The organism is Olleya marilimosa CAM030 (assembly GCF_000518485.1).
GTDB lineage: Bacteria > Bacteroidota > Bacteroidia > Flavobacteriales > Flavobacteriaceae > Olleya > Olleya marilimosa.
In genome coordinates, this window is sequence record NZ_JADR01000005.1 from 165,476 (window position 1) to 190,539 (window position 25,064).

Genomic DNA, 25,064 nt, shown 5'->3' on the forward strand with positions numbered 1-25,064 from the left:
AGATATTTACAGAAAATGCCAAATAAAATTACTCAATTATTTAATATACAATATCCAATCATTCAAGCTGGAATGATATGGAATAGTGGTTGGAAGTTAGCCTCAGCAGCCAGTAATGCTGGAATATTAGGGTTAATTGGAGCAGGAAGTATGTATCCTGATGTGTTGAGAGAGCATATTCAAAAATGTAAAAAAGCGACAGACAAACCTTTTGGTATCAATGTCCCAATGCTATATCCTAACATTGAGGAAATCATGAATATAATTGTAGAGGAAGAGGTTAAAATAGTTTTTACTTCTGCAGGAAATCCAAAAACATGGACTAAATGGCTACAAGATAAAGGGATAACAGTAGTTCATGTAGTTAGTAGTGTGAAATTTGCACTAAAGGCTCAGGAGGCTGGAGTTGATGCAATAGTAGCAGAAGGTTTTGAAGCAGGAGGACATAATGGACGAGATGAAACGACAACCTTAACCTTAATTCCAATGGTACGCGAGCAATTGCATATTCCATTAATAGCTGCTGGAGGAATTGCTACTGGAAAAGCAATGTTAGCTTGTATGGTTTTAGGTGCAGATGGAGTGCAGGTAGGAAGCCGATTTGTTGCAAGTGAAGAAAGTAGTGCGCATCAAGCATTTAAGCAAGTTGTGGTAGATGCAAAAGAAGGTGATACCCAATTAACGTTAAAAGAATTAGCGCCTGTTAGGCTAGTAAAAAATAAATTTTATAACCAATTACAAGAGCTGTACAAAACAAGTCCAACACCAGAACAACTAAAAGAATTATTAGGTCGTGCGCGTGCTAAAAAAGGAATGTTTGAAGGCGATTTGGAGGATGGTGAATTAGAAATTGGTCAAATAGCTGGATTAATTCATGACATAAAACCTGTTTCAGAAATTGTAAAGAACATGATTTCTGAGTTTGAGGAGGCTAAGATAAATGTCTCTAAACTATAACAGTAGTTATTATATAACTTTAAATGATTCTCCATAAACTGCTTAGTAGAACCTCTCAAATTAAATGGATTCCTAAATGGATTAGTGTACTTGGGTGGTTTCAATATTTTAAATTATTAACTTCTACAACAAGTAAAAAAAACTATTTGACGTTTAATTTAAAAGGGTATAACCAACCCATTTATTTAAGACCAAATACGTCTGATTATAAAATTTTTAAGCAAATTTTTATTGAAGAAGAATATAATGTCAATTATCCTGACCAAGTTAATACTATTGTGGACGCTGGTTCCAATTGTGGATATTCTGTAGTATATTTTAAAAATAAGTTTAAAAATGCTAAGCTAATAGCTATTGAACCTGATATGTCTAATATAGAGATGATTAAAAAAAACACATCAGGAATTAAAGATATTCATATAGTAAAAGGCGGTATTTGGGATGTAAATGCAGACTTAAAAATTTTAGATAAAAATGCTGGTAAATGGGCTTTTAGAGTGGTAGAAGCATCGGATAATACAAAAGAGTTTAAAGGTTATAGTCTAGAGGCCATAATGTTGGAGCACGATTTAAAAACTATTGATATTTTAAAAATGGACATTGAAGGTTCTGAAAAAAAAGTTTTTGAACAAAACTATCAATATTGGTTATCTAAGACTACTTTTGGCTTTTTAGAATTACACGAAACTTATGCTCCAGGTGTCACAGATTTAGTGTACTTAAGATTAAGAACATTTAATTTTGATATTTCTAAATCTGGAGAAAACGTTGTGTTTTCTAAAAGATAAATACTGAAGTTTTTAAAATTTAACACACACAAATAGTAAATGGTATTAAGCACTTATACTAAAGAATTTAAATATAATTGGCAATTGGCAGCACCTGTAATGTTAGGAATGTTAGGTCATACGTTTGTTAGTTTTGTGGATAATATCATGGTTGGTCAAATTGGAACAGCAGAGTTAGCTGCTGTGTCTTTAGGTAACAGCTTTATGTTTATAGCAATGTCTATTGGTATTGGTTTTAGTACAGCAATAACACCTTTAGTTGCAGAAGCAGACAGTGCAAATGATTTTGAAAAGGGTAAATCTGCATTTAAACATGGTCTGTTTTTGTGTACCGTTTTAGGGGTTTTACTTTTTTTACTATTGCTATTAGCTAAACCATTAATGTATTTAATGAAGCAACCTATTGAGGTGGTAGAGCTAGCTATTCCGTATTTAGATTTGGTAGCAATCTCTTTAATTCCATTAATTATTTTTCAAGGTATAAAGCAGTTTAGTGATGGTCTTTCATTGACTAAATATCCTATGTATGCTACAATTGCTGCTAATATCGTTAACGTTGGTTTAAATTATTTACTAATCTTTGGTAAGTTTGGTTTCCCAGAAATGGGTATTGTAGGAGCAGCATATGGTACTTTAGTGTCGCGTGTTATTATGGTTGCTTATTTATGGTGGTTGTTAAAAGGTCGTAAAAAGTCCAAAGACTATGTTACTAATATTAAGTTTTTTGTTTTGGATAAATTAATGCTAAAAAAAATTATAGGACTAGGTACACCAAGTGCTATGCAAATGTTTTTTGAGGTTGCTATTTTTACAGCTGCTATTTGGCTTAGTGGATTATTAGGTAAAAATCCTCAGGCAGCAAACCAAGTCGCCTTAAATTTAAGCTCAATGACCTTTATGGTAGCTATGGGATTAAGTGTGGCGTCAATGATTAGAGTAGGTAATCAAAAAGGATTACATCAATATTTTGAGTTGCGACGTGTTGCAGTATCATTATTTTTAATGGGTTTTATTTTTGCTGTCATTTTTGCCTCTTTATTTTTAATATTTAATCAATTTTTCCCAAGATTATACGTCGATTTTGATGATGCTGTTAATTTTAAAGATAACCTAGAGGTGGTTACAATAGCATCACAATTACTAATAGCAGCAGCTATATTCCAGATAAGTGATAGTTTACAAGTTATTGTACTTGGTGCTTTACGTGGACTTCAGGATGTTAAAATACCAACAATAATCACATTTGTGTCTTATTGGTTAATTGGTTTTCCGGTTAGTTGGTATCTAGGTAAAGCAGATGCCTATGGTAGTTTTGGGATATGGTTAGGATTATTAGCTGGTTTAACAACAGCTGCTATTTTATTGTTTATACGTTTTAATTATCTAACTAAAAGGTTAATTTTGAGCTCTGAAAAAAACTAGTCGCTAACCTTTAAAAAAGCAAATATATTATGGAATTACCAAAATTTATATTAGGTGATAATACAGATTTACCAAACGCAATCTTTGTGATTCATACAGAATTTCCTAGATTTATAATTAATCTAGAAGATGATGATGTAGAGTGGTTTGAAGACTTTGACCAACACGATGAAAAAGAATTAGAATTGGAGACTGAAAACTTAATTAAAGAAGCTACAGCGTTTTACGATAGAGAGGTCGCTAGATACGAAGAGTAAACGCTTTTTAATACGCTTTTTTCTAAACAACCTAACTTTAGGTAACCGCAAAACAAATTTATGTTAGACCAATTAGTACAATACGATAAAGAACTTTTTTTATTTTTAAATAACTTAGGAACAGCGTCTTGGGATGGATTTTGGCTGTTTTACACAGATAAATTACATTGGATTCCGTTTTACGCTGTATTAGCTTTTTTAATGTATAAAAAGTTGAATACTAAAATGTTTGTACTAACATTAGTGGTCATTGCCTTAATGATTTTGTTTACAGATCAAATTACAAATCTGTTTAAAAACTTTCTTGTAAAGCGCCCTAGACCATGTCATGAGGATGATTTAGTCCAAGCTATGCGATTACTAAAATCATGGTGTGGTGGTAAATATGGTTACTTTTCTGGACATGCTAGTAATAGTATGGCAGTTGCTATTTTTTCAGGTTTAATGCTAAGATATAAATACAAATACCTAATTTATTTTCTAATTGTTTGGTCCTTAACTATGGCTTATAGCAGAATATACATAGGCGTTCATTATCCGTTGGATGTTATTAGCGGAATGCTATTTGGTGGACTTTCAGGATTTATGTTTTACAAACTTGATAAGTACTTACAATCTAGATTTCAGTTAAAATAATTACTTTTTAGTAAAGTAATAATAAGTATTTATCAATCGGTCTTTATATTGCTTACTGTCAGGTTCGCTTTCATTTAAATCGTAGGTAGCTATTTTTTTTATGGTATACTTTTCAAAAAGAATAGCTTGATCCCTTGGATTTATTTCATTGGATAAAACTCCAAATTCCGCTTCAAGCGGAAAGTTATAAACATTGTTTCCTTGCTTAATTTGCGGAATTTTAGCTCCATATTGCCATATAGTTTCTGGCGAAACATAATCAATAGCATACAATTTAATATCTTGCTGTTTATGTGTTTGTAATAACTTTGTTATGGGTTTAAAATTGTCGCTCGTAAAAGTTTTAAACAATGGTAACCCAAATAAAAATAAAGCTCCAAAAAAAGCAGTAGTCAATAAAAACACATGTTTTATCTCTTTTTTTACTAATTGCGAAAGTATAGCCAAACCTAAAGTAAATACAACAATTGCAAATATTATAAAAGTGAATAAACTATCATTTAATTGAGTTTTATACTGAAAATACAACACAAAAGGAGCTACAATACCTATTAAGGCAATTAAGCCAAAGTTAAAATAGACAGGTATGGTTTCGCGTTTATCTTTAAGCGTTTTAAACTTTCTGATTAGATACTCGATATAAAATCCAATATTTAAAGCCAACGGAATTAAAACTGGCATCAAATATCTTGATTTTTTTTCAGGAATAATTGACAATAAAATTACCGCAAGTATGGTCCACAAAAAAGTAAATTTATAAGCTTTGTAATGGACAACACGTTTTTTTAAATAGGGATACAGTAAGCTAATAAAGGCAGGAATAGTCCACAAACCACTTTGTGTAAAAAAGCTCCAATAATAGTAAAAAGGTCTTACGTTATAGCTAGTCCAATTACCAGTTTCTTTGCTTGTAATGGCTGCAAAAGTTGCTGGATCCTCTAACCTTACATAAAAGTACCACCAACCTCCAACAATTAGTGCTAATACCACAATTAGGATTAATGGGAACACTTTACTTTTAATGTTTTTGTAGTTAAAACTAAAACTAAATGCTAGTAAAAAAGGTAGTAATAAGGCATAAAAACTAACTGGTCCTTTGCTTAATAATGAAAAGCCAATACCTAATGCAGCAAATAATGCGTGTTTCCAATCTGTATTTTCAGATTTAAAAAATTTAAATAAATGATAAATGGCAACCATCATAAAGCCATGTGTAAAAATATCCCATGGCGCTTCGATAGTAATCCCTATTATATAAAAAGAAGTGATTAATATTAGAGTATTAATCATGCTATGTGCTCGGCTTTTTAATATGGTTTTAGATAATTTAAAACTGTAAACTGCTAATACCATAATCATGATAATTGCTGCCAACCGCATACCAAAAACACTTTTAACACCAAATATTAATCCGGAAATAGCAGTAAGCCATGTTGGTAAAGGTGGTTTTTCGTAACGTGCCTCGCCATTCATGGTAGTTAATAACCAATGATCATCCAATAACATTTCTCTAGCAGTAATAAAATTACGCGCTTCCATTATAGTTACCTGTATGGTGTCCAAATTAGGTAGTAGCATGATTGCTAACAACAAACAAATAATGATAATTGGATAATCTTTTAATAGTTTAGGCATCTTGCTTTTTTAGGATTAACAAATTTCTGAAGTAAATTATAGCTCCTAATGAGTGTCCTACTAATAACACATAATCTACTCTAAAAATAGCATAAGTTAAAATTAATAAGGATCCAATCAAGCTTAAAGCCCAAAAGCCAAGAGGCAAAGAGGATTCTTTGTTTTTTTCGGAATATATCCATTGATATACAAAACGTAGTGTAAACACAATCTGAGAGACAATCCCTAACATAAGTAGCCAAAACGGGATTGCTTCGTTTTTAAATAACTTAACGGTATCAATTTCATTATTATTAAAATAAAATACAGTAATAAAAACAGGCATTAATAATAAAACCCATCGTATACTAACAGAAAAGGTTTTCCATTGGTTTTGTAATTGTAAATTCCTGATATAAATATAATAGGTTAACCCTTGACCAAGCATTATAGCAAAATCATCGCGTAAATACCCATAAATAAATAGTAAAAATGAAGCGATTAAACTAAGCGTCCAAAATAGAGTAGGCGTGATCACACGTTTTTGCTTCTCGCTAGTAATCCATTGGATTATTAACCGAGAAGAAAATAAGGTTTGCGCTAAAAAACCTATGCTAAGTATAATCCAATTACTCATTATTTTTGCTTAGCGACTTCGTAGTTAATGTATTTTTTCTTCATCCATAAATACGCAAAGCAATCCATTAAAGGTCCTAATAACCTGTTCCAAACACCAAATTTAGCTTCGCCAGCTACTCTAGGAAAATGTTGTACAGGTATTTGCTTTGTTTTACCATTTTGCAACATTATCATAGCTGGTAAAAAACGATGTAAGCCTTTAAACATTGGAATACGTTTAGCATAGTCCGTTTTAATCACTTTTAATGGACAACCAGTATCATCCATTCCGTCTTTTGTAAAAGCACGTCTAATTCCGTTTGCAATTTTAGACGACATGTTTTTTACAAAACTATCTTTACGGTTGGCACGTACACCAGTAACTAAATCGTACTCACCAATATGTGCTAGTAATAAATTAAAATCTTCTGGTGCAGTTTGTAAATCAGAGTCAATATATCCCACTAAAGGCGTGGTAGTATAGTCAAAACCAGCTTTTATAGCAGCACTTAAACCACGATTATCTTTAAATAATATGTAGTCAAAAGCATCATGTCTGCTACAAATAGCTTCAATTAATTCTTGACTTTTATCTTTTGAGCCATCATTAACAAATAAAATTTTAGTAGTTTTTGTTGCTATTTGCGTGTAAGCTAATAACTCTTTTTCCACTCTAAGTAAATTATCTTCCTCATTATAAACAGGAACGACGATGGTAAATTGGTAATTCATAAACCTTTTTTAGTGTTACAAATGTATTGTTTTTTATAGAATTGAAATTAGTATCGAAAAAAAATCTGTTTCTTTGTAATACAGAAAAACACATATGAAGATATTAGTCACTGGAGCAGTAGGTTTTATAGGCTCTCACACCTGTGAGCGTTTACACGATTTAGGTCATGAAGTTATTGGTTTAGATAATTTTAATAATTATTATAGCTTAGCGCTGAAAACTTTAAACGAAAAAGCACTGTTACAAAAAGGTGTTACAGTAATTACTACCGATTTACGAAACCAGGATTTGGCAGAAGTTTTACCAAAAGACATCAACTATATTTTTCATTTTGCTGCACAACCAGGTATTTCTGCAAGTTCTACTTTTGAAGATTATTTTACTAACAATATTATTGCGACTAAAAATCTTACAGATTATGCTTTACATTGCCCAAATTTAGAATTATTTGTAAATATTGGGACATCTTCCATTTATGGATTAGAAGCAACTTTTCCGGAAACCGAAGTGCCTAAACCTGCATCTTACTATGGTGTTACTAAATTAACTGCCGAGCAGTTAGTATTACAAAAAAGTAGAGAGCAATTATTTAAAAGTTGCTCGTTAAGACTATACTCTGTTATAGGACCAAGAGAACGTCCAGAAAAAATGTATACTAAATTAATTGCTTGTGCATTTAATGGAGACGCATTTCCGTTATACCAAGGTAGTGCAACCCATTTAAGAAGTTTTACTTACGTTGGTGATATTGTAGACGGTATTGTAAGCGTGATTGGTAAAGAAGCCAAGTTAGATGGCGAAATTATTAACCTTGGTACAGAAGTAGAACATACCACACAAGATGGTATTGAAGCGGTTGAGCAAGTCATTGGCCAATCTATAAAAATAGATCATGTTAAAGCTAGAGTAGGAGACCAATTGCGTACTAAAGCTAATATTGATAAAGCTAGAAAATTATTAAATTATAATCCACAGACTACTTTATTAGAAGGTGTTAAAGCGCAAGTAGAATGGTATAAAGCTAATTTTGTCTAATACAAATAATTAAAAGAAGTACAAAAAAGGACAGTTTATAACTGTCCTTTTTTGTTGTCAATATTTTTAAAAGACAAATAGCTATTGTACACTATTTAATCCTAATAAATAATCTGCAGCAGCAAACGGAGTGGTTTTATTAGCTTCAATTAAAGCAAGTTGTTTATTAAGTTCTAATTTAATTTCTGGGTTATTAAAAAAGACACTTTTAAGTTGCTCTTCAATAGTTTGAAGTAACCAGAATTTATTTTGTTCTGTACGTTTGGTATTAAAATAGTTATTCTGTTTGGTTAGTGTTATGTAATCCAAAATTACATCCCAAATGGCATCAATACCATCGTTTTTTAAAGCACTACATAATGTTACTTTAGGTTGCCAATCAGAATCTTTTATTGGATACATATGTAAAGCTCTGTTAAACTCGACTTTAGCCATTTTAGCACGTTTAACATTGTCTCCATCAGCTTTATTAATGGCTATTGCGTCTGCCATTTCAATAATACCTCGTTTTATACCTTGTAACTCGTCTCCTGCTCCTGCTAATTTTAAAAGTAGAAAAAAGTCGACCATACTGTGTACTGCAGTTTCGCTTTGACCAACACCAACGGTTTCGATAATAATAGTATCAAAACCTGCTGCTTCACAAAGGATAATGGTTTCGCGTGTTTTTCTGGCAACACCACCTAAAGAGGTTCCTGAGGCAGATGGACGTATAAAGGCATTGTTGTTTTTAACCAACTCTTCCATTCTGGTTTTGTCACCTAAAATACTTCCTTTGGTAATACTACTACTTGGGTCAACAGCTAAGACTGCTACTTTTTTGTTTAGTGTTGTTAGATGTGTTCCAAAGGCTTCAATAAAAGTGCTTTTACCAACTCCTGGTACACCTGTTATACCAATTCTAACAGAGGTGTTTGCATGAGGTAAACATGCTTTTATAATAGCATTAGCTTGGTCTGTATGCTTTGGGTTTTTGCTTTCTACTAAAGTAATTGCTTGACTTAATGCTGTAATGTTACCTGCTAATATAGCTGATACTAAGTCGTGTGTTGTGCGTTGTAGCTTGCGCTTAGCCTTAATTTTTAAAACAGCATCAGCATTGGTCATCTCAGTAGAGGTAACTCCTTCTTGCTCACTTAATGCTGATTTATTTTTGGACATAGTTGCTTTTAATTTCCGCGAAAGCGTTACTAAAATTAGTTATAGTCTAAAGTTAATCTTTTAAAGGGACTTCAATTTTTACGGTATCCCAAGCCATTGTCATTTTTAAGTCGTCTGTACTATTATCAAACGCTACGGTAAACTGCTCTACAGGCTTATCTAAGGTTAGTGCAGGGACTTCTACTTCTACCACATCATAGTTTGGGTCCCAATTTGGTTCCATTTTTTCGTTAACTCCCCAATCATATTGTTTGGAGTTAAACATAACCTTCCAATTATTTTCCATTGGGACAGTCCAAAGTGTATATTTTCCTTTAGGTAGTTTAACACCATTTACAGATAAATCGTGATTGCTCTCAAAGGTAGTCGCCTCATTTGCTCCAGTACGCCAAACTTTATTAAAAGGAACTAATGCTCCAAAAATATCTCTATTTCGTTTTGATGGTCTGTTGTAAACTACTTTTAGGTCTAAATCATTAATTTTTATACCAGCAGTATCCTTGGGACTTAAAGGCTGATTAAATAATCCTGTTTTAGTAAAAAATTGATAACCTAAAACGCCAATAACAACAATAATTAATAGATATATAAGTTTTTTCATGTACTTGTTTCTTAATATTAACACTTTATAACCCAACAAAATTAACTGAAAATTTAGTACTTACAGAAGGATAACCCTTAAATTATTCTAAATATTTGTGCTAAATTGAAAAAAAATTAAACTTTTTTGCAACACTACTTTTTTTGTGTCGTCTTTAACCTGAACACTAACCAAAAACCAACAAGTGAAAGTCGTTACTTTAGATAACATTGAGTTGTGTAAACAAAACAACCGCAAGGCACAATTACAAGTGTATCAGCAATATTGCGATGCCATGTACCATGTCGCATTACGTTTTGTAAATCACACAGCCGAAGCTGAAGATGTCGTGCAAGAGGCCTTTATAAAAGCCTTTACAAAACTACATCAATTTAAAGGTGACGTTACTTTTGGTGCATGGTTAAAACGTATTGTTATTAATAAAAGTATTGATTACTTAAAATCTAAAAAACAACGCTTAGTTGAGTTAGATGAGGTGCATCTGAAGGTAATAGATACCAGTACTAATGACAAATGGTTAGTAGAAGACACAACAACTTTAGACCAAATAAAGCAAGCCATTAATAGTCTTCCGGAAAAATATAAGTATGTAGTCATGCTATTTTTAATAGAAGGGTATGATCATCAAGAGATTTCAGAAATTTTAAATATAACAGAAGTCGCTTCGCGTACCCAATTATCCAGAGGAAAAGTAAAATTGCAAGCCCTTTTAAAACAAAACGATTATGGCGAAAGATATTAGAGAATTATTTAAAAACGATAACCAACAGTCTGATAAGCAAATGTCACATGGACATGAGGCTAGATTTTTAGACAAGTTAGACCAAGCATTGCCACAAAAAAAGCAATCTAATTGGACGTTTTTAAACATTGCAGCAAGCATCGTGATTGTTATAGGATTAGGTTTTGGAGGATATACGTTTTTTAAACAGGACGCTAATCCTATTACAGTCGTAGATACTGAGCAACCAAAACCGGAAACCAATACGACTACAAAAACCATGACGCTTGGAGATATCTCTCCAGATTTAAAAAAGGTAGAAGATTATTACGTGGCTAATATTAATTTAGAATTGTCTAAACTTAAGCTTACCCCAGAAAATAAAGAATTGTTTGATGGTTATGTATTAAGGTTAGAAGAATTAAATGCAGAATACAAAAGCTTGTCTACAGAGTTGACCGATAATGGTCCAGATGAGCATACTGTAAATGCATTAATCCAAAATCTAAAATTTCGTTTAAACTTGATGTATCGTCTTAAAGAACAACTTAATCAGTTAAACAACATGAAGGCTTCCCAAGGGTAGTCGTTAAAAGACAATCAAAATGAAACAATTAAAAACTATAAAACACAGATATCTTATTGCGTTAATGCTGCTTATTACAGTAAGTGTTACAGCGCAACAAAAGTTGAGTAAAATTGACCAATCGGTTAGGGCAAATAAAGACGTAACCGTAGACTTAAATACTAGTCATACCAATATAATTGTAGAAACTTGGAACAAGGATTATATTGAGGTTGAAGCTTACATCGAAAGTAAAAAGTTGACTAAACAAGAGATGCAAAAAGCATTAGATAATTGGGAGGTTGCTTTAACAGGAGACTCGGATTATGTAAAAATAACGTCCAAAGGATCAAGAGGTATTTGGTCTGATGATATGAGCGTTACGATATTGGATGAAGCGTCTATTGAGGCTTTAGCTAATCTTCCTGAAAAGTTAGAGCTTAATTTAGGTCCATTACTAAAAAAGTTAGAAAACATGGATGTTTTAGGTGAGTTGCCTGAAACCTTAAAAACGTTGCGTATTCCAAAATCTCCAGATGGAAATTATAACGTGGATTTTGATTATGACAGATATAAAAAAGAAGGCGAACCGTATCTAGATGCTTGGAGTAAAAAATACCGCAAAGAGTATGGCGAAGCCTACGAACAAGAAATGCGTACTTGGGCAAAAAGCATCAAGCAAGAAGATATTGATAAGTTTGAAAAAGAAATGGAAGCTTGGGGAGAAAACTTTGGTAAGCAATTTGAAAAACTGTTTGATGAAGATTTTGAAAAAAGCATGGAAGAATGGGGAGAAAATTTTGGTAAAAAGTTTGAAAAAGAAATCGCACCAAAAATTGAAGCTTGGGCAGAGCAGTTTGAAAAAGAAGTTGCGCCTAAATTAGAAGCTTGGGGAAAACGTTTTGGAGAAGAGTTTGAACGTAAAATGGAAGAGCAGTTTGATCAAGATGGCAAGAAAAGTAGTAATAAGTCAAATAAAATTTTTGACGACATAGACTATAATACCACTAAGACCATTATTATTAAAATGCCAAAAAAGGCTAAGCTAAAACTAAATGTTAGGCATGGCGAGATAAAACTTGCTAATGTTTTAGAAAACGCTAAAGGCAACGTGGCTCATGGATCATTTATAGCTAATCACATTATTGGAGGTAACACCTCCATTAATGTGTCTTATGCTAAAGTCGCAGTTAAGGATTGGATGTCTGGCGAGTTAAAATTAAAGTATGTGGATGATGCTATAATTGCTAATGCCAAAAACCTGATATTAAACGCTGTGTCCTCCGATATTCAGATAAATAATCTGTCCGGAAACTCTGTTATAAACGGAAGCTTTGGTGATTTGTTAGTTAACAATATAGCATCAGACTTTAATAATCTTAATATCGTTTTAGAAAATAGTGATGCTAACTTAAAGCTACCTAATACAGATTATAATCTATTTTTTAATGGTAATCGCTCTAAGTTTAATAATGTTTCAGCATCTAATAAAACCATTAAAAATTATCCAAATAACAATAGTAATACCAATAAAACCATAATTATAAATGCAAAGTTTAGTAATGTAATTGCTAAATAAAATTTCTAAATTTGAATTCAATTTTTAATTAAAATGAATTCAACTACAACTACTTCCTTTTTAAGTCAATGGACAGGACAACATTTAAATGTCATTGACGCTTCTATCCCAAAATCGGATTATATCGCTATAGATTTATCCAAAGCTAATCAAGACTTAAATACTTTTGATATCGCATCCTCTTCAGCTTGGGAAGATTACATTACCAACTACCTTAAATCCCACAAAAAACAAGTGGCTTTTGGAGGTTATTTAGAAACTAGAAACCTATATAACAGAAGCGCTTATTTTTCGGCTCAAGCCGAAGCAGAACAGCGTAATATTCATATTGGGTTAGACTTATGGTGTCCAGCTAATACAGCAGTTTTGGCGTGTTTTGAAGGTGTTATTCATAGTTTTAAAAACAACACTAATTTTGGAGATTATGGACCAACCATTATATTGGAACATAACATCAATAACCAAACATTTTACACATTATATGGTCATTTAAGTGAAGTTTCAATAGGTAATTTAAAAGTTGGTGATTCTGTCGCTCAAGGCGAAACAATAGCCTATCTTGGAGAAGCATCTGTAAACGGAGATTATGCACCACATCTACATTTTCAAATAATAAAAGATATGCAAAATAAAGTTGGAGATTATCCAGGTGTTTGTTGTTTAAATGATCTTGAATTTTATAAATCCAATACTATTAATCCTGAACCAATTTTAGGCTTGTAAAGGCTAATCTAATAGTTTTAAATCTCTTTTAATCCTATATTCTGTAGGCATTAGTAATATTAAATATACAATTAAAAGCACACCAAAAATAATAAAGTCTGGTGCTATTATTAATATAAGAAAAGCAGAGCCTTCTATAATGGCATAGCGTACAACAGAAGCACTTTGATAAGGCACTAATTTTTCTTTTAAGCTTAGGTTGCTGTCAATTTTAGAAACTAACATTTTAAATAGAAAATTACTAACTATAAAAGCAGCTATAGGAATAGCTAAATATACCGTATTGTCGCTACCTATCTTTGGTAACTTTAATTGGGTAATATCAGAAAGGTTTCCTAAAAAAAAGTAAGCAAATATTAGACCTGCGACTAATGCTATATGGATGATTTTAAAGATCTTTAATTGTTCTTGCATGTTAGTGATTGTACTAAGTATTTATTTAAGTAAATGTAATTAGATTTTATTACTTAAAATCTAGGTCTAAATTAAGTCTTTTTACTAATAATTAAAGTGTGTCTGTAATAAAAAAGAAATCACACAAACAGCTAGTTTTAAATAGGTTTGTGTGATTAACTTGACTAAAATCGTATTTAAGCGACTTCGGCTATTTTATTTTGAATGTTTTTTGCTTTTGTTTTTAATTCAAATTGGTTAGAGGTGTTTTTTTCTCCACCAGCTTTTAAAGCTTTGTCACCTGCAAAAAAGGTTTTGTGGTCATCACCAAGATCAGAACCTGCCATTCTTTGGTGTTTAACACATGACACGTGTTTGCGTATTTCTTGTCTTTGTACATCTTTAACGTAGGCTAACATACCTTGGTCACCAAAATAGCCTTTTGTTAAATCATTCATGTGTAATGCAGTTGTATGGTAAGTTGGTAGTGTTATTAAATGATGAAATATACCAGCTTCTTTAGCGCTATCCATTTGAAACGTTTTAATTTTTTGGTCAGCTCTAAAACACAATTCAGTATTGTCGTATTCGGCATCCATTAAATTATTACGGTCATAAGCAGTCATGTTTTCGCCTTCCAAAAGCATTTCTTCATAAGCCTGATTACGGAAGCTTAATGTCCAATTAAATGATGGCGAGTTATTATACACTAATTTAGCGTCAGGTACTACAGCTTTTACTTGATTAACCATATGTGCAATTTGCTTTACATTAGGTGTTGGTGTTTCTATCCATAATAAATCTGCACCATTTTGTAAGCTTGTAATACAATCTAAAACAACACGATCAATATTAGTGCCTTCTCTAAATTTGTATAAACCATTAGCTAATCTAACTGGTCGTACTAATTTACCATCACGTTTAAGTAATACATCATCCTCTTTGGCATCAGTTATAGCAATCTCTTCAGCTTCAACAAACGCTAAATATTGAGAAGCTAAGTCACCATGTTGTTGACTGACAGGTAATTTTTGGGTTAATCCTGCACCTTCCGAGTCTGTTCGTGCTACAATTATACCATCGTCAATTCCTAACTCTAAAAAAGCATATCTAACTGCATTTAGCTTAGCTATAAAATCCTCATGTGGTACAGTCACTTTTCCGTCTTGATGTCCGCATTGTTTAGCGTCAGAGACTTGGTTTTCTATTTGGATAGCACAAGCACCAGCTTGAATCATTTTTTTAGCTAATAAATAGGTTGCTTCTTCATTACCAAAACCAGCATCTATATCTGCTATTATTGGGACTATATGTGTTTCAAAATTATCAATTTGATCTTGAACATCTTCGCCATTTTGTAATCTTCTAAACAAGTCGTTTAGTTCAATTGCATCTGCTTGACGTAAAAAATCATAAATCTCGGCAATCAAATTTGGGACAGCAGTTTTTTCGTGCATAGATTGGTCAGGCAAAGGACCAAATTCTGATCTTAAGGCTGCAACCATCCAACCAGAAAGATATAAGTATCGTTTACTAGTTGTTTTATGGTGTTTTTTTACCGCAATCATTTTTTGTTGCGCCACAAAACCATGCCAGCAACCTAATGATTGTGTGTAATTACTAGAATCGGCATCATATGCAGCCATATCTTCTCTCATGACAGAAGCTGTATATTTTGCAATGTCTAACCCTGTTTTAAATCTATTTTGATTAATCATTCTGGCAGCACTTTCTGGATTGATAGCATCCCAAGTAGCTCCATATTTTGCTTTTAATTGTCGTACTGTCTCTAAAGCAGAACCATAATTTGTTTGTGATAAATTTTTCATAATTTTGTGATACGTTATTTATTATTAATAATTAGATCCTGTTGATTGTTGCCGCAATCGCAGGATTGTTTTTTTTTACAGATATTGGTATGCAGGAATTGTTAAAAACTCTTCAAATTGTTCTGAAGTAACCAACTTGTTAAACAGTTCTATCGCTAACTCAAACTTGGTATTTTTAATTTCGGATTCGCCATATTCGGTTACAATTTTTTCAACTTCATCATTAAATAATTTGGTGTATAATTGTGTAGTAAACTTTTGTCCATCCTCTAGGGTCACTTCATTTTTTAACCATTGCCAAACTTGTGTTCTAGAGATTTCTGCAGTAGCAGCATCTTCCATTAAATTATAAAGTGCAACAGCTCCATGACCTCTCAACCAAGCTTCGGTATATAAAATACCTACGTTTATGTTTTTTCTAATTCCGGCTTCGGTAATTGTTCCTTTTGGTATTTCGACTAAATCTTTTTCTGTAATAACAATATCGTCACGCTTAACGTGTAATTGATTTGGCGTTGGCATGTATTTGTTAAATTCATTTAAAGCTACATTAACTAAAGCTGGATGCGCTACCCAAGTCCCATCATGACCATTTTTGACTTCACGTTCTTTATCTTTTCTAACTTTTTCTAGTGCTGCAATGTTTGCATATTCGTCGTTTTTAATAGGTATTTGTGCTGCCATTCCGCCAATAGCTAAAATGCCTCTTTTATGACAACGTTGTATTACTAATTTGGAATAGGCATCCATAAATGGTGTTGTCATAGTAACCTGATCACGATTAGGGACTACAAAGTTTGGGTGATTTCTAAATTTTTTGATATATGAAAATATGTAATCCCAACGTCCACAATTTAAACCTACTATGTGATCTTTTAGTTCGTATATAATTTCGTCAAGCTGAAAACTAGCAGTAATAGTCTCTACTAAAACAGTTGCTTTAAAGGTACCGTTTGGTACTTTTAAGTAATCTTGGGCAAACTTAAAAACATCGTTCCACCATCTAGCCTCTAAATAATGTTCTAATTTAGGAAGGTAAAAGTAAGGTGCAGTATTGTTTTTAAGTAAGGTTTTGGTATTGTGATACACGTATAATCCAAAATCTATTAAACTACCAGAAGCTACTTGGTTGTTAAAGGTTAAGTGGTGTTCGTTTAGATGTAATCCTCTTGGTCGTACCAATAAAACAGCTGTTTTTGATTTTAGCTTGTAGGTTTTGTCCTTTTTTAAATCTATTAAAGAAATTGTTTTATTGTTTGCTTCTATTAAATTTTGTTGACCTTGGATGGTGTTTGACCAAGTAGGTGCATTACTGTCCTCTAAATCTGCCATAAATGTGTTAGCACCAGAGTTTAGTGCATTAATTATCATTTTACGGTTAACTGGACCTGTGATTTCTACACGTCTATCTTGTAAATCATGAGGAATAGTACCAGCAGTCCATTGACCATCTCTAATCGCTTTTGTTTCTTCAGGGAATTTAGGATAATGTCCTTGATCAAAATATTGCTGTTGGCTTACACGATTATTTAATAATTCTAAGCGTCTAGAATTAAAATTTTTATGTAATACGGATAAAAAAAGTAAAGCGTCATCAGTTAAAATTTCAGGATAGTAATTAGTAACGTTATTTGAAAACGAAATTTTAGGCTGTTTTAAAAGTGTGTCTTCCATGATGTTATGATTTTATATGACAATATTAAAACAAAGATTTTTAAAAAACAAGCGAACGTTCGCTAAAAATGTTTTTTCGCCAAAATTGAATATTCGCAAAAATGAGTATATTTGTTATTATGGAAGAAGATTACATTAAATTAATTTTTGGGCTTAAGCTAAAGCAGATAAGGACTGATAAGAATTTATCCTTGTTAGGATTATCTAAGCTTTCAGGCTTGTCTAAGTCTTATTTAAACGAAATAGAAAACGGAAAAAAATATCCAAAACCAGATAAAATTGCAATATTATCCGAAAAATTAGATGTACCATACGACCAAATGGTGTCTTTAAAATTGGATAAAAATTTAGCACCAATTGGTGATATCTTACAGTCTAAAATTTTAAAAGAAATCCCTTTAGAGCTATTTGGTATTAAAGAAAGTAATCTAATTGATATTGTTGCTAATGCTCCAGCAAAAGTGAATGCTTTTATTAGTACTATTATTGAAATTGCGCAGAATTATAACTTTAGTCGTGAAAGTTTTTATTTAGCATCTGTTAGGTCTTTTCAGGAGGCAAATAATAATTATTTTGAAGATTTAGAACAAAGTGTTTTAAAATTTGCTGAAGCGTATCACATTGTTTTAAATGAAACCATAACATCCAAAGATTTAGAGGAAGTTTTAGTTGAAGAATATGGCTATACTATAGATGTTAATGAACTTAGTAAATATGAAGCTTTAGGTAATTTACGCTCTATGTTTGTACCAAAGACTAAAACACTATTACTAGCAAATGAGATAGACGAAGCACAGAGGACCTTTATTTATGCTAAAGAGTTAGCCTATAATTTTTTAGATATAAAGGAGCGTTTATTCACTTTTCCATGGATAAAATTTGACACGTTTGATCAGGTATTAAATAATTTTTATGCCTCCTATTTTGCAGGCGCATTAATTATACCTAGTGAAAAGATGAAGGCACAGTTAAATACAATATTTGAAAAAGATACTTTTGATACACATTTATTTTTAAATGCTATAGAAGGGTTTAATGCGTCACCAGAGTCCTTTTATCAACGCTTAACTAATATTTTGCCTAAGGCTTATAATATTCAAAATTTGTTTTTTTTAAGATTTACGCATAGCGCTAATAGCGAACGTTTTTATCTTAAAAAAGAATTGCACTTATCTCATCAACAGTCACCTCATGCTAATGAAACTAATGAGCATTATTGTAGACGTTGGGTATCCATAAAAATGCTTAAAGATATTAGTAATAGCAAATCAGAGCATGTCTTTGATATGCAGATTTCTAATTATGAAAATGATGGGATGAAGTATTTAGTATTGTCCTCTGCTACTAAAGATCCTTTTAGAGATAATCAGTACAGAAGTATAAGTGTTGGGTTGTTAATTAATAAGCAATTACAACGAAAGCTTAATTTTTTAAATGATCCTAAAATTAAATCTAAAAATGTAGGTGTAACGTGTGAGCGTTGCGCTATAATGGATTGTGAGGTTAGGGAAGTGGCTCCTGTGTTTTTAAATAAAAAGGCAAAAAATGAAAAGTTAGAGTCTATTGTTCAAGCATTAAATGCTAAGTTTTCTTAATTGGTAACATAATATTTTAACTAGTTTGTGTTTAGACTATAGCTCCAAAAACGTATCTAGAAGCTGCTGATTTTCCAAAAAAGAAAGCAGCAATTGCTACTAAGCCATCGCTTAACGAAAACCACAGCGCTTTTGGTAACATAATAATGGTTGCTGCTGTTGCAATAATCATTAAAGCACCAACAATATAAGCAGGAATCATGCTGGTTTTTGATACCATTCCTGCAACTCTCATTCCTGAGATTATACCTGTAAAATGTGCAATTACAACAAAAACTTTAGAGCCTATTGGTATAAGATGCATATTAGCTTTTATAGAGGCTATGTCGTTTGGATTAATTTGTTCTGGTAATGGAAAAACCGTGTGACCAATTAACGTTTCTATTATATATACTACAACTGCTGCAGTAATAAAACCTAAAATTGTTGCTAATATATTTTTAAGCATAGTCTTAAATTTTGGTCCTAAATCGGAATCTGTTAGTAATTAAAAATACAAAAAAATCCTAAAGTATAAACTTTAGGATTTTTAATATTTAGTATTTGTTAAGCTTATTCATTAACAATTACCCATTCACCTTTTGCAATTAATGGTTCAGCTTGTTTAAACTTGACCGTTTTATTTTCGCCTGACATAACATGCTTAATAGTTACTTTGTCATTACGACCAATCTTAGGCTGATCTCTAACAATGGTCTCTACAACTTGCTGTTGAGGTTGTGTGTTTCCTGCAGCTCTGTTTTGTGCAGAACGCTCATCCAAATTAGGAATTTCTTCTTTTTGAGTTTGAAGATTTTCTTTTTTACGTACTTCTCTAGCTTCGCTAATAGCATTAGTAGTTTCGGTAGGTAATTCTCCTTTAAATAAGAAAGAAATCACTTCTTTATTAACCTGGTCAATCATGCTCTTAAATAATTCAAAAGCTTCAAACTTGTAAATTAATAAAGGATCTTTTTGTTCGTGTACAGCTAATTGTACAGATTGCTTAAGTTCGTCCATTTTACGTAAATGGGTTTTCCAAGCATCATCAATAATAGCTAAAGAGATGTTTTTCTCAAAGTCTGTTACTAATTGTTTTCCTTTAGTTAAGTATGCTTTTTCTAGGTCTGTTACAACTTGTAGATTTTTAACACCATCAGTAAAAGGTACTACGATACGTTTGTATTTATCACGTTGGTTTTCGTAGACATTTTCAATAATAGGAAATGCAATATCTGCATTACGTTCCATTTTTTCTTTATAATGTGCAAAACCTGCTTTGTATATTGTTTGTGCAATATCTAAAGCTGTCATTTTATTAAATTCAGCTTCAGTTATTGGAGATGACATTGAGAAGAATCTAATTAATTCAAACTCAAAATTCTTGAAGTCATTTGCAGCTTTATTAGACTCTGCAATACCTTCTGAAGTATCATAAATCATGTTTGCTAAATCTACACGTAGACGCTCTCCAAATAAGGCATTGTAACGACGCTTGTAAACAACTTCACGTTGCGAGTTCATAACATCATCATATTCTAATAAACGCTTACGAACTCCAAATTGGTTTTCTTCAACCTTTTTCTGAGCACGTTCAATAGATTTAGAAATCATAGAATGCTGAATGACTTCACCTTCTTGTAATCCCATTCTGTCCATCATCTTAGCAATACGTTCTGATCCAAAAAGACGCATTAAATTGTCTTCTAAAGATACATAAAACTGAGAGCTTCCTGGATCTCCTTGACGTCCAGCACGACCACGTAACTGTCTGTCTACGCGACGTGAATCATGACGCTCTGTTCCGATAATTGCAAGTCCACCAGCAGCTTTTACTTCATCAGATAATTTAATATCTGTACCACGACCAGCCATATTTGTAGCAATAGTTACTTGTCCAGATTTACCAGCTTGATCAACTATTTCGGCTTCTTTTTTATGTTGTTTTGCATTTAATACGTTGTGAGGTATTTTTCTAATGCTTAACATTTTACCTAGTAATTCACTTATTTCAACAGATGTTGTACCAATTAAAACAGGACGTCCTGCTTCGGATAGTTTAGTAACATCATCAATAACTGCATTGTATTTTTCACGTTTAGTTTTGTAAACTAAATCTTGTCTGTCATCTCTAGCAATTGGTCTGTTTGTTGGGATTTCGACAACATCTAATTTATAGATTTCCCAGAATTCACCAGCTTCAGTAACAGCAGTACCTGTCATACCTGACAGTTTTTTGTACATTCTGAAGTAATTTTGAAGGGTTACTGTTGCAAAAGTTTGCGTAGCATCTTCAATTTTTACGTTTTCTTTAGCTTCAATTGCTTGGTGTAGTCCATCGCTATAACGACGACCATCCATAATACGACCAGTTTGCTCGTCTACAATCATAACTTTATTATCCATGACCACATATTGTGTGTCTTTTTCAAATAAAGCATAAGCTTTTAATAATTGGTTAAGTGTGTGAATACGTTCTGATTTGATTCCAAAATCACGGAATAAGTCTTCCTTAGCTTCAGCTTCTTCTTCTGGAGATAATCCTTTTGCTTCAATTTTTGCTATTTCAACACCAATTTCTGGCATTACAAAAAAGTCAGGATTGTCTTTACCAGATAAGTAATCTACACCCTTATCTGTTAATTCAATTTGATTATTTTTTTCTTCTATTACATAGTACAAATCTGCATCTACCTTAGGCATCTCGCGATTGTTGTCTTGTATGTAAAAGTTTTCAGTTTTTTGCAGAATTTGTTTTACACCTTCTTCACTTAAAAACTTAATTAAAGCTTTGTTTTTTGGAATTCCTCTGTAAACTTGGAATAATTTAAATCCTCCTTCTTTGGTATCGCCTTCGGCTATTAATTTTTTAGCTTCAACTAAAACCTGAGTTAAATATTTACGTTGGATATTAACAATGTCATCTACCTTAGGTTTAAGCTCTGTAAATTCATGCTCGTCACCTTTAGGGATTGGACCAGAAATAATTAATGGTGTACGTGCATCATCAATTAATACAGAATCGACCTCATCGACAATGGCGTAATGGTGAGGACGTTGTACTAAATCTCCAGTAGCATGTGCCATGTTATCACGTAGGTAATCAAAACCAAACTCGTTGTTGGTACCATAAGTAATGTCTGCATTATAAGCTTTGCGTCTTGCGTCACTATTAGGTTGGTGATAATCAATACAGTCAATACTTAACCCATGAAAGTTAAATATTGGAGCCATCCAAGCGCTATCACGTTTTGCTAAGTAGTCATTTACTGTTACTAAATGTACACCATTACCAGCTAAGGCATTTAAGTATACTGGAAGTGTTGCTACTAAGGTCTTACCTTCTCCTGTTTGCATCTCTGCAATTTTACCTTGATGCATTGCAATACCACCAATTAACTGGACATCATAGTGTACCATGTCCCAAGTAATGGCTTTTCCAGCAGCATCCCAAGAGTTAGACCAAGTGGCTTTGTCACCTTCTAAAGTAACAAAGTCTTTGTCTCCAGAAAGACTTCTGTCAAACTCGTTAGCAGTAACGGTTATAGTAGTATTGTCTTTAAAACGTCTAGCAGTTTCTTTAACTACAGCAAACGCTTCTGGTAATATTTTGTTTAGCGTATCTTCTGTAGCAGTATAAGACTCTTCTTTAATTTTATCTATTTCTTGATAGATATCTTCGCGTTTGTCTATGTCTTCAGTCGTTTCAGCCTCAGCTTGTAGCGCTTCAATTTTAGAGTAAAACGGTTGACGTGCTTCTGCTATAATAGCTTTAAACTCGTCAGTTTTAGCACGTAATTGGTCATGTGATAAGGCTATCAAAGCCTTTTCAAAGGTTTTAATTTTATCTACTATTGGTGTGATGGCTTTAACGTCTTGTTTAGACTTGTCGCCAACAAATACTTTTAGTACGGAATTTAAAAAACTCATAGTTTTTGTGTTTTATTTGAGATGCCATTCTATGCATTGCAAAGAATAACAGTACTTTATGTTTTGTCCTTTTTTAAAAAGGGCTTAAATATACGTTTTTAGCTGCGTTTAGCTATATTAAAAAGCACAAAAAAAGTCTCTAATTGAGACTTTTTTGATACTATTTGTGTGTTATTAATACTCGTCCTCATTCCAGAGGTAATCTTCGTCAGTTGGATAATCTGGCCAAATTTCTTCTATAGAATCGTATGAATCACCTTCATCTTCTATTGATTGTAAATTTTCTACAACTTCTAAAGGTGCGCCTGTTCTAATAGCGTAGTCAATAAGCTCATCTTTAGTTGCTGGCCAAGGTGCATCACTTAAATAAGATGCTAATTCTAATGTCCAATACATTTCTTATGCGGTTTTAATTTTTGCAAAAATAAATTTTTAGTTTAAATAGTCAAGAAAAAAGTGAATTATTTTTTCATTAAAAAAAAGAACGTCTTCTAAACTGAAACTACTTGATACTAAAGTATTTTGCAGAGTTACTAATCACAACGCTTTGTAAAGTTTGTTACTTTTTTTCAGGAATCCACTTTACTTCGTCTGCTTGTAAGTCATGAGACAACTTTCGTGCCAATACAAAAAGATAGTCAGAAAGACGGTTTAAATACGTTAACGCATTAGCTTCAAAAGGTTCTAAATCGTTAAGCGCTGACGCTAAGCGTTCTGCACGTCTACAAACGGTTCTGGCAATGTGACAGAATGACACGGTTTGGTGTCCTCCAGGGAGCACAAAATGTGTCATTGGTGGTAAATCTTGATTCATGATGTCCATTTCTTGTTCTAGTAACACAATATCTTCATCAGAAATTTTATTGATGTTTAGACGCTCTTTTCCGTTTTTAAGAATTGCTTTTTCAGGATCTGTAGCCAATATTGCACCTACAGTAAATAACTTGTCCTGTATGACAATTAAAATGTCTTTATATAGTTGTTTAATCTCTTGATCTCTTATTAAACCTATGTAAGAGTTTAGCTCGTCAACAGTACCATAGCTATCAATCCTAATATGATGTTTAGGTACACGTGTGCCTCCAAATAACGCTGTAGTACCTTTATCTCCTGTTTTTGTATATATTTTCATGACTGTAAAGTTAAGGGAAAAGTTTAAATGTAGAAAGTTAAAAACTATGTGACGCGACTAATTCTTAATTTAAAGTCTAATGGTAAAATGCTCTTTAGCTTGTTCTTTTCTAAAAAAAACAAACCCAAATTTATAGGTATCAATAGTAACGGTTACTTGTGGGTGATTTTTTATAATCTCCCAAGCGTCAGTCATCTGTTTTGACCAGTAAATGTCATCAAAAATCAGGACTGTGTCATTGTGTGTTTTAGGAAGAAGCATTTCAAAATACTGCAATGTAGCCTCCATGGTATGATTGCCATCACAATAAATTAAGTCTAAGGTTTTTGTATTTAAATTAGTTATGACCTTAGCAAAATCTCCTGTTTTTATTGTAATATTTTTTAAGTCGAAATTTTTAAATTGGGTTTCGGCTACAGCCGAAATATTAGGACAGCCTTCTACGGTTGTAATTGTTGCTTTTGGATTGCCCAATGCCAAAGCTTGTGTTGCAATACCTAGAGATGTACCAAGCTCTAAAATGGTATTACTTTTAAAATAATTGGCTAATCGGAATAGTAATTTGGATTCTTTATAATTTGATCCAGCTACTTTAGTCATTTTAGAAATGGATCTTTTATTAGTTTTAAACACTTGACTGCCAGAGCCTAAGTCGGAAACGTTTATGCTAGCGGTGTTTTTTAGTAGCTTGTTTCTATAGGTTTTAATATCTAGGTAAGCAGCGTGCTTTTTTTTGTCGTAAAAACACTTGGTAACCAAATCATAAACAAAAGGGGAGTGCACACCATGTTGATTAGTGGAGCGTTTTAAAAAATTAAAGTAGGATTGTATTTGGTAAGTCTTACTCATCTGATAGCTGTTTGCTATTACTTTTCTTTTTTTAAAATCAAATGTTTTTCTTGAAAGGCGTATTAGATAGTGATTTATTGTTTCTGTTAATTTTGTCTTGATACAAACCCTTCGACTACGCTCAGGATAAACCAAGCCAAAAAATATATTGAAATGAGGAAATTACTAAAGTTTCATTCACTCTCGGAATTACGTGCTTAAAGCTTCTCTTTGTAACTTTATTCCTTCGTTCATTATTTCTGCATTTCAATGTTCAATTCTATGAATTGATTT

At 32.4% G+C, this 25,064-nt stretch carries 24 protein-coding genes; 11 read left to right on the top strand and 13 right to left on the bottom strand.

Translation table 11 applies throughout. The features are described 5' to 3' along the window. Window positions 1–15 precede the first annotated feature (15 nt). From M890_RS0106705 to M890_RS0106725, 5 genes are read left to right on the top strand one after another with little or no spacing between them, the layout of a single operon-like run. Complete coding sequence (locus tag M890_RS0106705; RefSeq protein WP_028282795.1) at window positions 16–957, top strand: NAD(P)H-dependent flavin oxidoreductase; 942 nt, start codon at window positions 16–18, stop codon at window positions 955–957. 23 nt (window positions 958–980) lie between these two features. After that, window positions 981–1,745: an FkbM family methyltransferase gene (locus M890_RS0106710; protein ID WP_028282796.1), complete on the top strand. Its 765-nt coding sequence runs from the start codon at window positions 981–983 to the stop codon at window positions 1,743–1,745. A gap of 39 nt (window positions 1,746–1,784) precedes the next feature. Continuing rightward, the gene (locus tag M890_RS0106715; RefSeq protein ID WP_028282797.1) at window positions 1,785–3,167 is read left to right on the top strand and encodes an MATE family efflux transporter; all 1,383 of its coding nucleotides are present in this window, start codon (window positions 1,785–1,787) and stop codon (window positions 3,165–3,167) included. 29 nt (window positions 3,168–3,196) lie between these two features. After that, window positions 3,197–3,424: a DUF8828 family protein gene (locus tag M890_RS0106720; protein ID WP_028282798.1), complete on the top strand. Its 228-nt coding sequence runs from the start codon at window positions 3,197–3,199 to the stop codon at window positions 3,422–3,424. Window positions 3,425–3,484: 60 nt separating this feature from the next. Further along, window positions 3,485–4,060 (top strand): phosphatase PAP2 family protein, encoded by a 576-nt coding sequence (locus tag M890_RS0106725; RefSeq protein WP_028282799.1) that lies wholly within the window; start codon window positions 3,485–3,487, stop codon window positions 4,058–4,060. On the opposite strand, the gene M890_RS0106730 is transcribed toward M890_RS0106725, so the two are convergent. From M890_RS0106730 to M890_RS0106740, 3 genes are read right to left on the bottom strand one after another with little or no spacing between them, the layout of a single operon-like run. Further along, window positions 4,061–5,695, bottom strand: a complete 1,635-nt coding sequence (locus M890_RS0106730) for an ArnT family glycosyltransferase (RefSeq protein WP_028282800.1) — start codon at window positions 5,693–5,695, stop codon at window positions 4,061–4,063. Beyond that, window positions 5,688–6,311 (bottom strand): lipid-A-disaccharide synthase N-terminal domain-containing protein, encoded by a 624-nt coding sequence (locus M890_RS0106735; protein WP_028282801.1) that lies wholly within the window; start codon window positions 6,309–6,311, stop codon window positions 5,688–5,690. Before M890_RS0106735 ends, M890_RS0106730 begins: the two co-directional genes overlap by 8 nt. Further along, window positions 6,311–7,024, bottom strand: a complete 714-nt coding sequence (locus M890_RS0106740; protein ID WP_028282802.1) for a glycosyltransferase family 2 protein — start codon at window positions 7,022–7,024, stop codon at window positions 6,311–6,313. The genes M890_RS0106735 and M890_RS0106740 overlap by 1 nt, the downstream gene beginning before the upstream one ends. A gap of 94 nt (window positions 7,025–7,118) precedes the next feature. On the opposite strand from M890_RS0106740, the gene M890_RS0106745 reads away from it, so the two are divergent. Continuing rightward, entirely contained in the window at window positions 7,119–8,060 is a 942-nt protein-coding gene (locus M890_RS0106745; RefSeq protein WP_028282803.1) for an NAD-dependent epimerase/dehydratase family protein, read from the top strand. An 81-nt stretch (window positions 8,061–8,141) separates the two neighbouring features. Here M890_RS0106745 and meaB read toward each other — a convergent pair whose 3' ends face one another. Together meaB and M890_RS0106755 are read right to left on the bottom strand one after the other, a co-directional pair. Next, on the bottom strand, window positions 8,142–9,221 hold the full coding sequence (gene meaB / locus M890_RS0106750; RefSeq protein ID WP_028282804.1) for a methylmalonyl Co-A mutase-associated GTPase MeaB: 1,080 nt from the start codon (window positions 9,219–9,221) through the stop codon (window positions 8,142–8,144). A 52-nt stretch (window positions 9,222–9,273) separates the two neighbouring features. Beyond that, window positions 9,274–9,822 (bottom strand): DUF2911 domain-containing protein, encoded by a 549-nt coding sequence (locus M890_RS0106755; protein WP_028282805.1) that lies wholly within the window; start codon window positions 9,820–9,822, stop codon window positions 9,274–9,276. Window positions 9,823–10,006: 184 nt separating this feature from the next. On the opposite strand from M890_RS0106755, the gene M890_RS0106760 reads away from it, so the two are divergent. Genes M890_RS0106760 through M890_RS0106775 form a run of 4 tightly spaced genes read left to right on the top strand, consistent with a single transcriptional unit; the run spans window position 10,007 to window position 13,410 of the window. After that, window positions 10,007–10,564 carry an RNA polymerase sigma factor gene (locus M890_RS0106760; RefSeq protein ID WP_028282806.1) on the top strand — a complete coding sequence of 186 codons (558 nt, stop codon included), beginning with the start codon at window positions 10,007–10,009 and terminating at the stop codon, window positions 10,562–10,564. Continuing rightward, complete coding sequence (locus tag M890_RS0106765) at window positions 10,548–11,129, top strand: hypothetical protein (protein ID WP_028282807.1); 582 nt, start codon at window positions 10,548–10,550, stop codon at window positions 11,127–11,129. Before M890_RS0106760 ends, M890_RS0106765 begins: the two co-directional genes overlap by 17 nt. Window positions 11,130–11,148: 19 nt before the next feature. Beyond that, window positions 11,149–12,687, top strand: a complete 1,539-nt coding sequence (locus M890_RS0106770) for a DUF4097 family beta strand repeat-containing protein (RefSeq protein WP_028282808.1) — start codon at window positions 11,149–11,151, stop codon at window positions 12,685–12,687. A 33-nt stretch (window positions 12,688–12,720) separates the two neighbouring features. Continuing rightward, entirely contained in the window at window positions 12,721–13,410 is a 690-nt protein-coding gene (locus M890_RS0106775) for a peptidoglycan DD-metalloendopeptidase family protein (protein WP_028282809.1), read from the top strand. A 3-nt stretch (window positions 13,411–13,413) separates the two neighbouring features. Here M890_RS0106775 and M890_RS0106780 read toward each other — a convergent pair whose 3' ends face one another. The 3 genes from M890_RS0106780 to aceB form a co-directional block, all read right to left on the bottom strand. Continuing rightward, on the bottom strand, window positions 13,414–13,824 hold the full coding sequence (locus M890_RS0106780; RefSeq protein ID WP_028282810.1) for a hypothetical protein: 411 nt from the start codon (window positions 13,822–13,824) through the stop codon (window positions 13,414–13,416). A gap of 176 nt (window positions 13,825–14,000) precedes the next feature. Continuing rightward, window positions 14,001–15,632: an isocitrate lyase gene (locus M890_RS0106785; RefSeq protein ID WP_028282811.1), complete on the bottom strand. Its 1,632-nt coding sequence runs from the start codon at window positions 15,630–15,632 to the stop codon at window positions 14,001–14,003. Window positions 15,633–15,707: 75 nt separating this feature from the next. After that, the gene (gene aceB / locus M890_RS0106790; RefSeq protein WP_028282812.1) at window positions 15,708–17,306 is read right to left on the bottom strand and encodes a malate synthase A; all 1,599 of its coding nucleotides are present in this window, start codon (window positions 17,304–17,306) and stop codon (window positions 15,708–15,710) included. A gap of 119 nt (window positions 17,307–17,425) precedes the next feature. Here aceB and M890_RS0106795 point away from each other — a divergent pair, with 119 nt between their 5' ends. Beyond that, window positions 17,426–18,901, top strand: a complete 1,476-nt coding sequence (locus M890_RS0106795; RefSeq protein ID WP_028282813.1) for a helix-turn-helix domain-containing protein — start codon at window positions 17,426–17,428, stop codon at window positions 18,899–18,901. Between the two features lie 31 nt (window positions 18,902–18,932). On the opposite strand, the gene M890_RS0106800 is transcribed toward M890_RS0106795, so the two are convergent. The 5 genes from M890_RS0106800 to M890_RS0106820 all read right to left on the bottom strand — a co-directional run bounded on the left by M890_RS0106800 (window position 18,933) and on the right by M890_RS0106820 (window position 24,791). Continuing rightward, the gene (locus tag M890_RS0106800; RefSeq protein ID WP_028282814.1) at window positions 18,933–19,349 is read right to left on the bottom strand and encodes a hypothetical protein; all 417 of its coding nucleotides are present in this window, start codon (window positions 19,347–19,349) and stop codon (window positions 18,933–18,935) included. Between the two features lie 104 nt (window positions 19,350–19,453). Beyond that, entirely contained in the window at window positions 19,454–22,810 is a 3,357-nt protein-coding gene (gene secA, locus M890_RS0106805) for a preprotein translocase subunit SecA (RefSeq protein ID WP_028282815.1), read from the bottom strand. A 174-nt stretch (window positions 22,811–22,984) separates the two neighbouring features. Continuing rightward, the gene (locus M890_RS0106810) at window positions 22,985–23,206 is read right to left on the bottom strand and encodes a DUF2795 domain-containing protein (RefSeq protein WP_006989959.1); all 222 of its coding nucleotides are present in this window, start codon (window positions 23,204–23,206) and stop codon (window positions 22,985–22,987) included. A gap of 163 nt (window positions 23,207–23,369) precedes the next feature. After that, window positions 23,370–23,942 carry a cob(I)yrinic acid a,c-diamide adenosyltransferase gene (locus M890_RS0106815; protein WP_028282816.1) on the bottom strand — a complete coding sequence of 191 codons (573 nt, stop codon included), beginning with the start codon at window positions 23,940–23,942 and terminating at the stop codon, window positions 23,370–23,372. A 69-nt stretch (window positions 23,943–24,011) separates the two neighbouring features. Further along, window positions 24,012–24,791 (bottom strand): O-methyltransferase, encoded by a 780-nt coding sequence (locus M890_RS0106820; protein WP_028282817.1) that lies wholly within the window; start codon window positions 24,789–24,791, stop codon window positions 24,012–24,014. Between the last annotated feature and the right edge of the window lie 273 nt (window positions 24,792–25,064).

Coding starts and splice junctions, on each gene's coding strand:
- M890_RS0106730 (WP_028282800.1), bottom strand. CDS start 5,695: ATGCCTAAACTATTAAAAGATTATCCAATTATCATTATTTGTTTGTTG.
- M890_RS0106735 (WP_028282801.1), bottom strand. CDS start 6,311: ATGAGTAATTGGATTATACTTAGCATAGGTTTTTTAGCGCAAACCTTA.
- M890_RS0106800 (WP_028282814.1), bottom strand. CDS start 19,349: ATGCTTAAAAATATATTAGCAACAATTTTAGGTTTTATTACTGCAGCA.
- M890_RS0106815 (WP_028282816.1), bottom strand. CDS start 23,942: ATGAAAATATATACAAAAACAGGAGATAAAGGTACTACAGCGTTATTT.
- M890_RS0106765 (WP_028282807.1), top strand. CDS start 10,548: ATGGCGAAAGATATTAGAGAATTATTTAAAAACGATAACCAACAGTCT.
- M890_RS0106705 (WP_028282795.1), top strand. CDS start 16: ATGCCAAATAAAATTACTCAATTATTTAATATACAATATCCAATCATT.
- M890_RS0106770 (WP_028282808.1), top strand. CDS start 11,149: ATGAAACAATTAAAAACTATAAAACACAGATATCTTATTGCGTTAATG.
- M890_RS0106725 (WP_028282799.1), top strand. CDS start 3,485: ATGTTAGACCAATTAGTACAATACGATAAAGAACTTTTTTTATTTTTA.
- M890_RS0106795 (WP_028282813.1), top strand. CDS start 17,426: ATGGAAGAAGATTACATTAAATTAATTTTTGGGCTTAAGCTAAAGCAG.
- M890_RS0106715 (WP_028282797.1), top strand. CDS start 1,785: ATGGTATTAAGCACTTATACTAAAGAATTTAAATATAATTGGCAATTG.
- M890_RS0106720 (WP_028282798.1), top strand. CDS start 3,197: ATGGAATTACCAAAATTTATATTAGGTGATAATACAGATTTACCAAAC.
- M890_RS0106745 (WP_028282803.1), top strand. CDS start 7,119: ATGAAGATATTAGTCACTGGAGCAGTAGGTTTTATAGGCTCTCACACC.
- M890_RS0106820 (WP_028282817.1), bottom strand. CDS start 24,791: ATGAGTAAGACTTACCAAATACAATCCTACTTTAATTTTTTAAAACGC.
- M890_RS0106710 (WP_028282796.1), top strand. CDS start 981: ATGATTCTCCATAAACTGCTTAGTAGAACCTCTCAAATTAAATGGATT.
- aceB (WP_028282812.1), bottom strand. CDS start 17,306: ATGGAAGACACACTTTTAAAACAGCCTAAAATTTCGTTTTCAAATAAC.
- M890_RS0106755 (WP_028282805.1), bottom strand. CDS start 9,822: ATGAAAAAACTTATATATCTATTAATTATTGTTGTTATTGGCGTTTTA.
- M890_RS0106785 (WP_028282811.1), bottom strand. CDS start 15,632: ATGAAAAATTTATCACAAACAAATTATGGTTCTGCTTTAGAGACAGTA.
- secA (WP_028282815.1), bottom strand. CDS start 22,810: ATGAGTTTTTTAAATTCCGTACTAAAAGTATTTGTTGGCGACAAGTCT.
- M890_RS0106810 (WP_006989959.1), bottom strand. CDS start 23,206: ATGTATTGGACATTAGAATTAGCATCTTATTTAAGTGATGCACCTTGG.
- M890_RS0106780 (WP_028282810.1), bottom strand. CDS start 13,824: ATGCAAGAACAATTAAAGATCTTTAAAATCATCCATATAGCATTAGTC.
- meaB (WP_028282804.1), bottom strand. CDS start 9,221: ATGTCCAAAAATAAATCAGCATTAAGTGAGCAAGAAGGAGTTACCTCT.
- M890_RS0106775 (WP_028282809.1), top strand. CDS start 12,721: ATGAATTCAACTACAACTACTTCCTTTTTAAGTCAATGGACAGGACAA.
- M890_RS0106740 (WP_028282802.1), bottom strand. CDS start 7,024: ATGAATTACCAATTTACCATCGTCGTTCCTGTTTATAATGAGGAAGAT.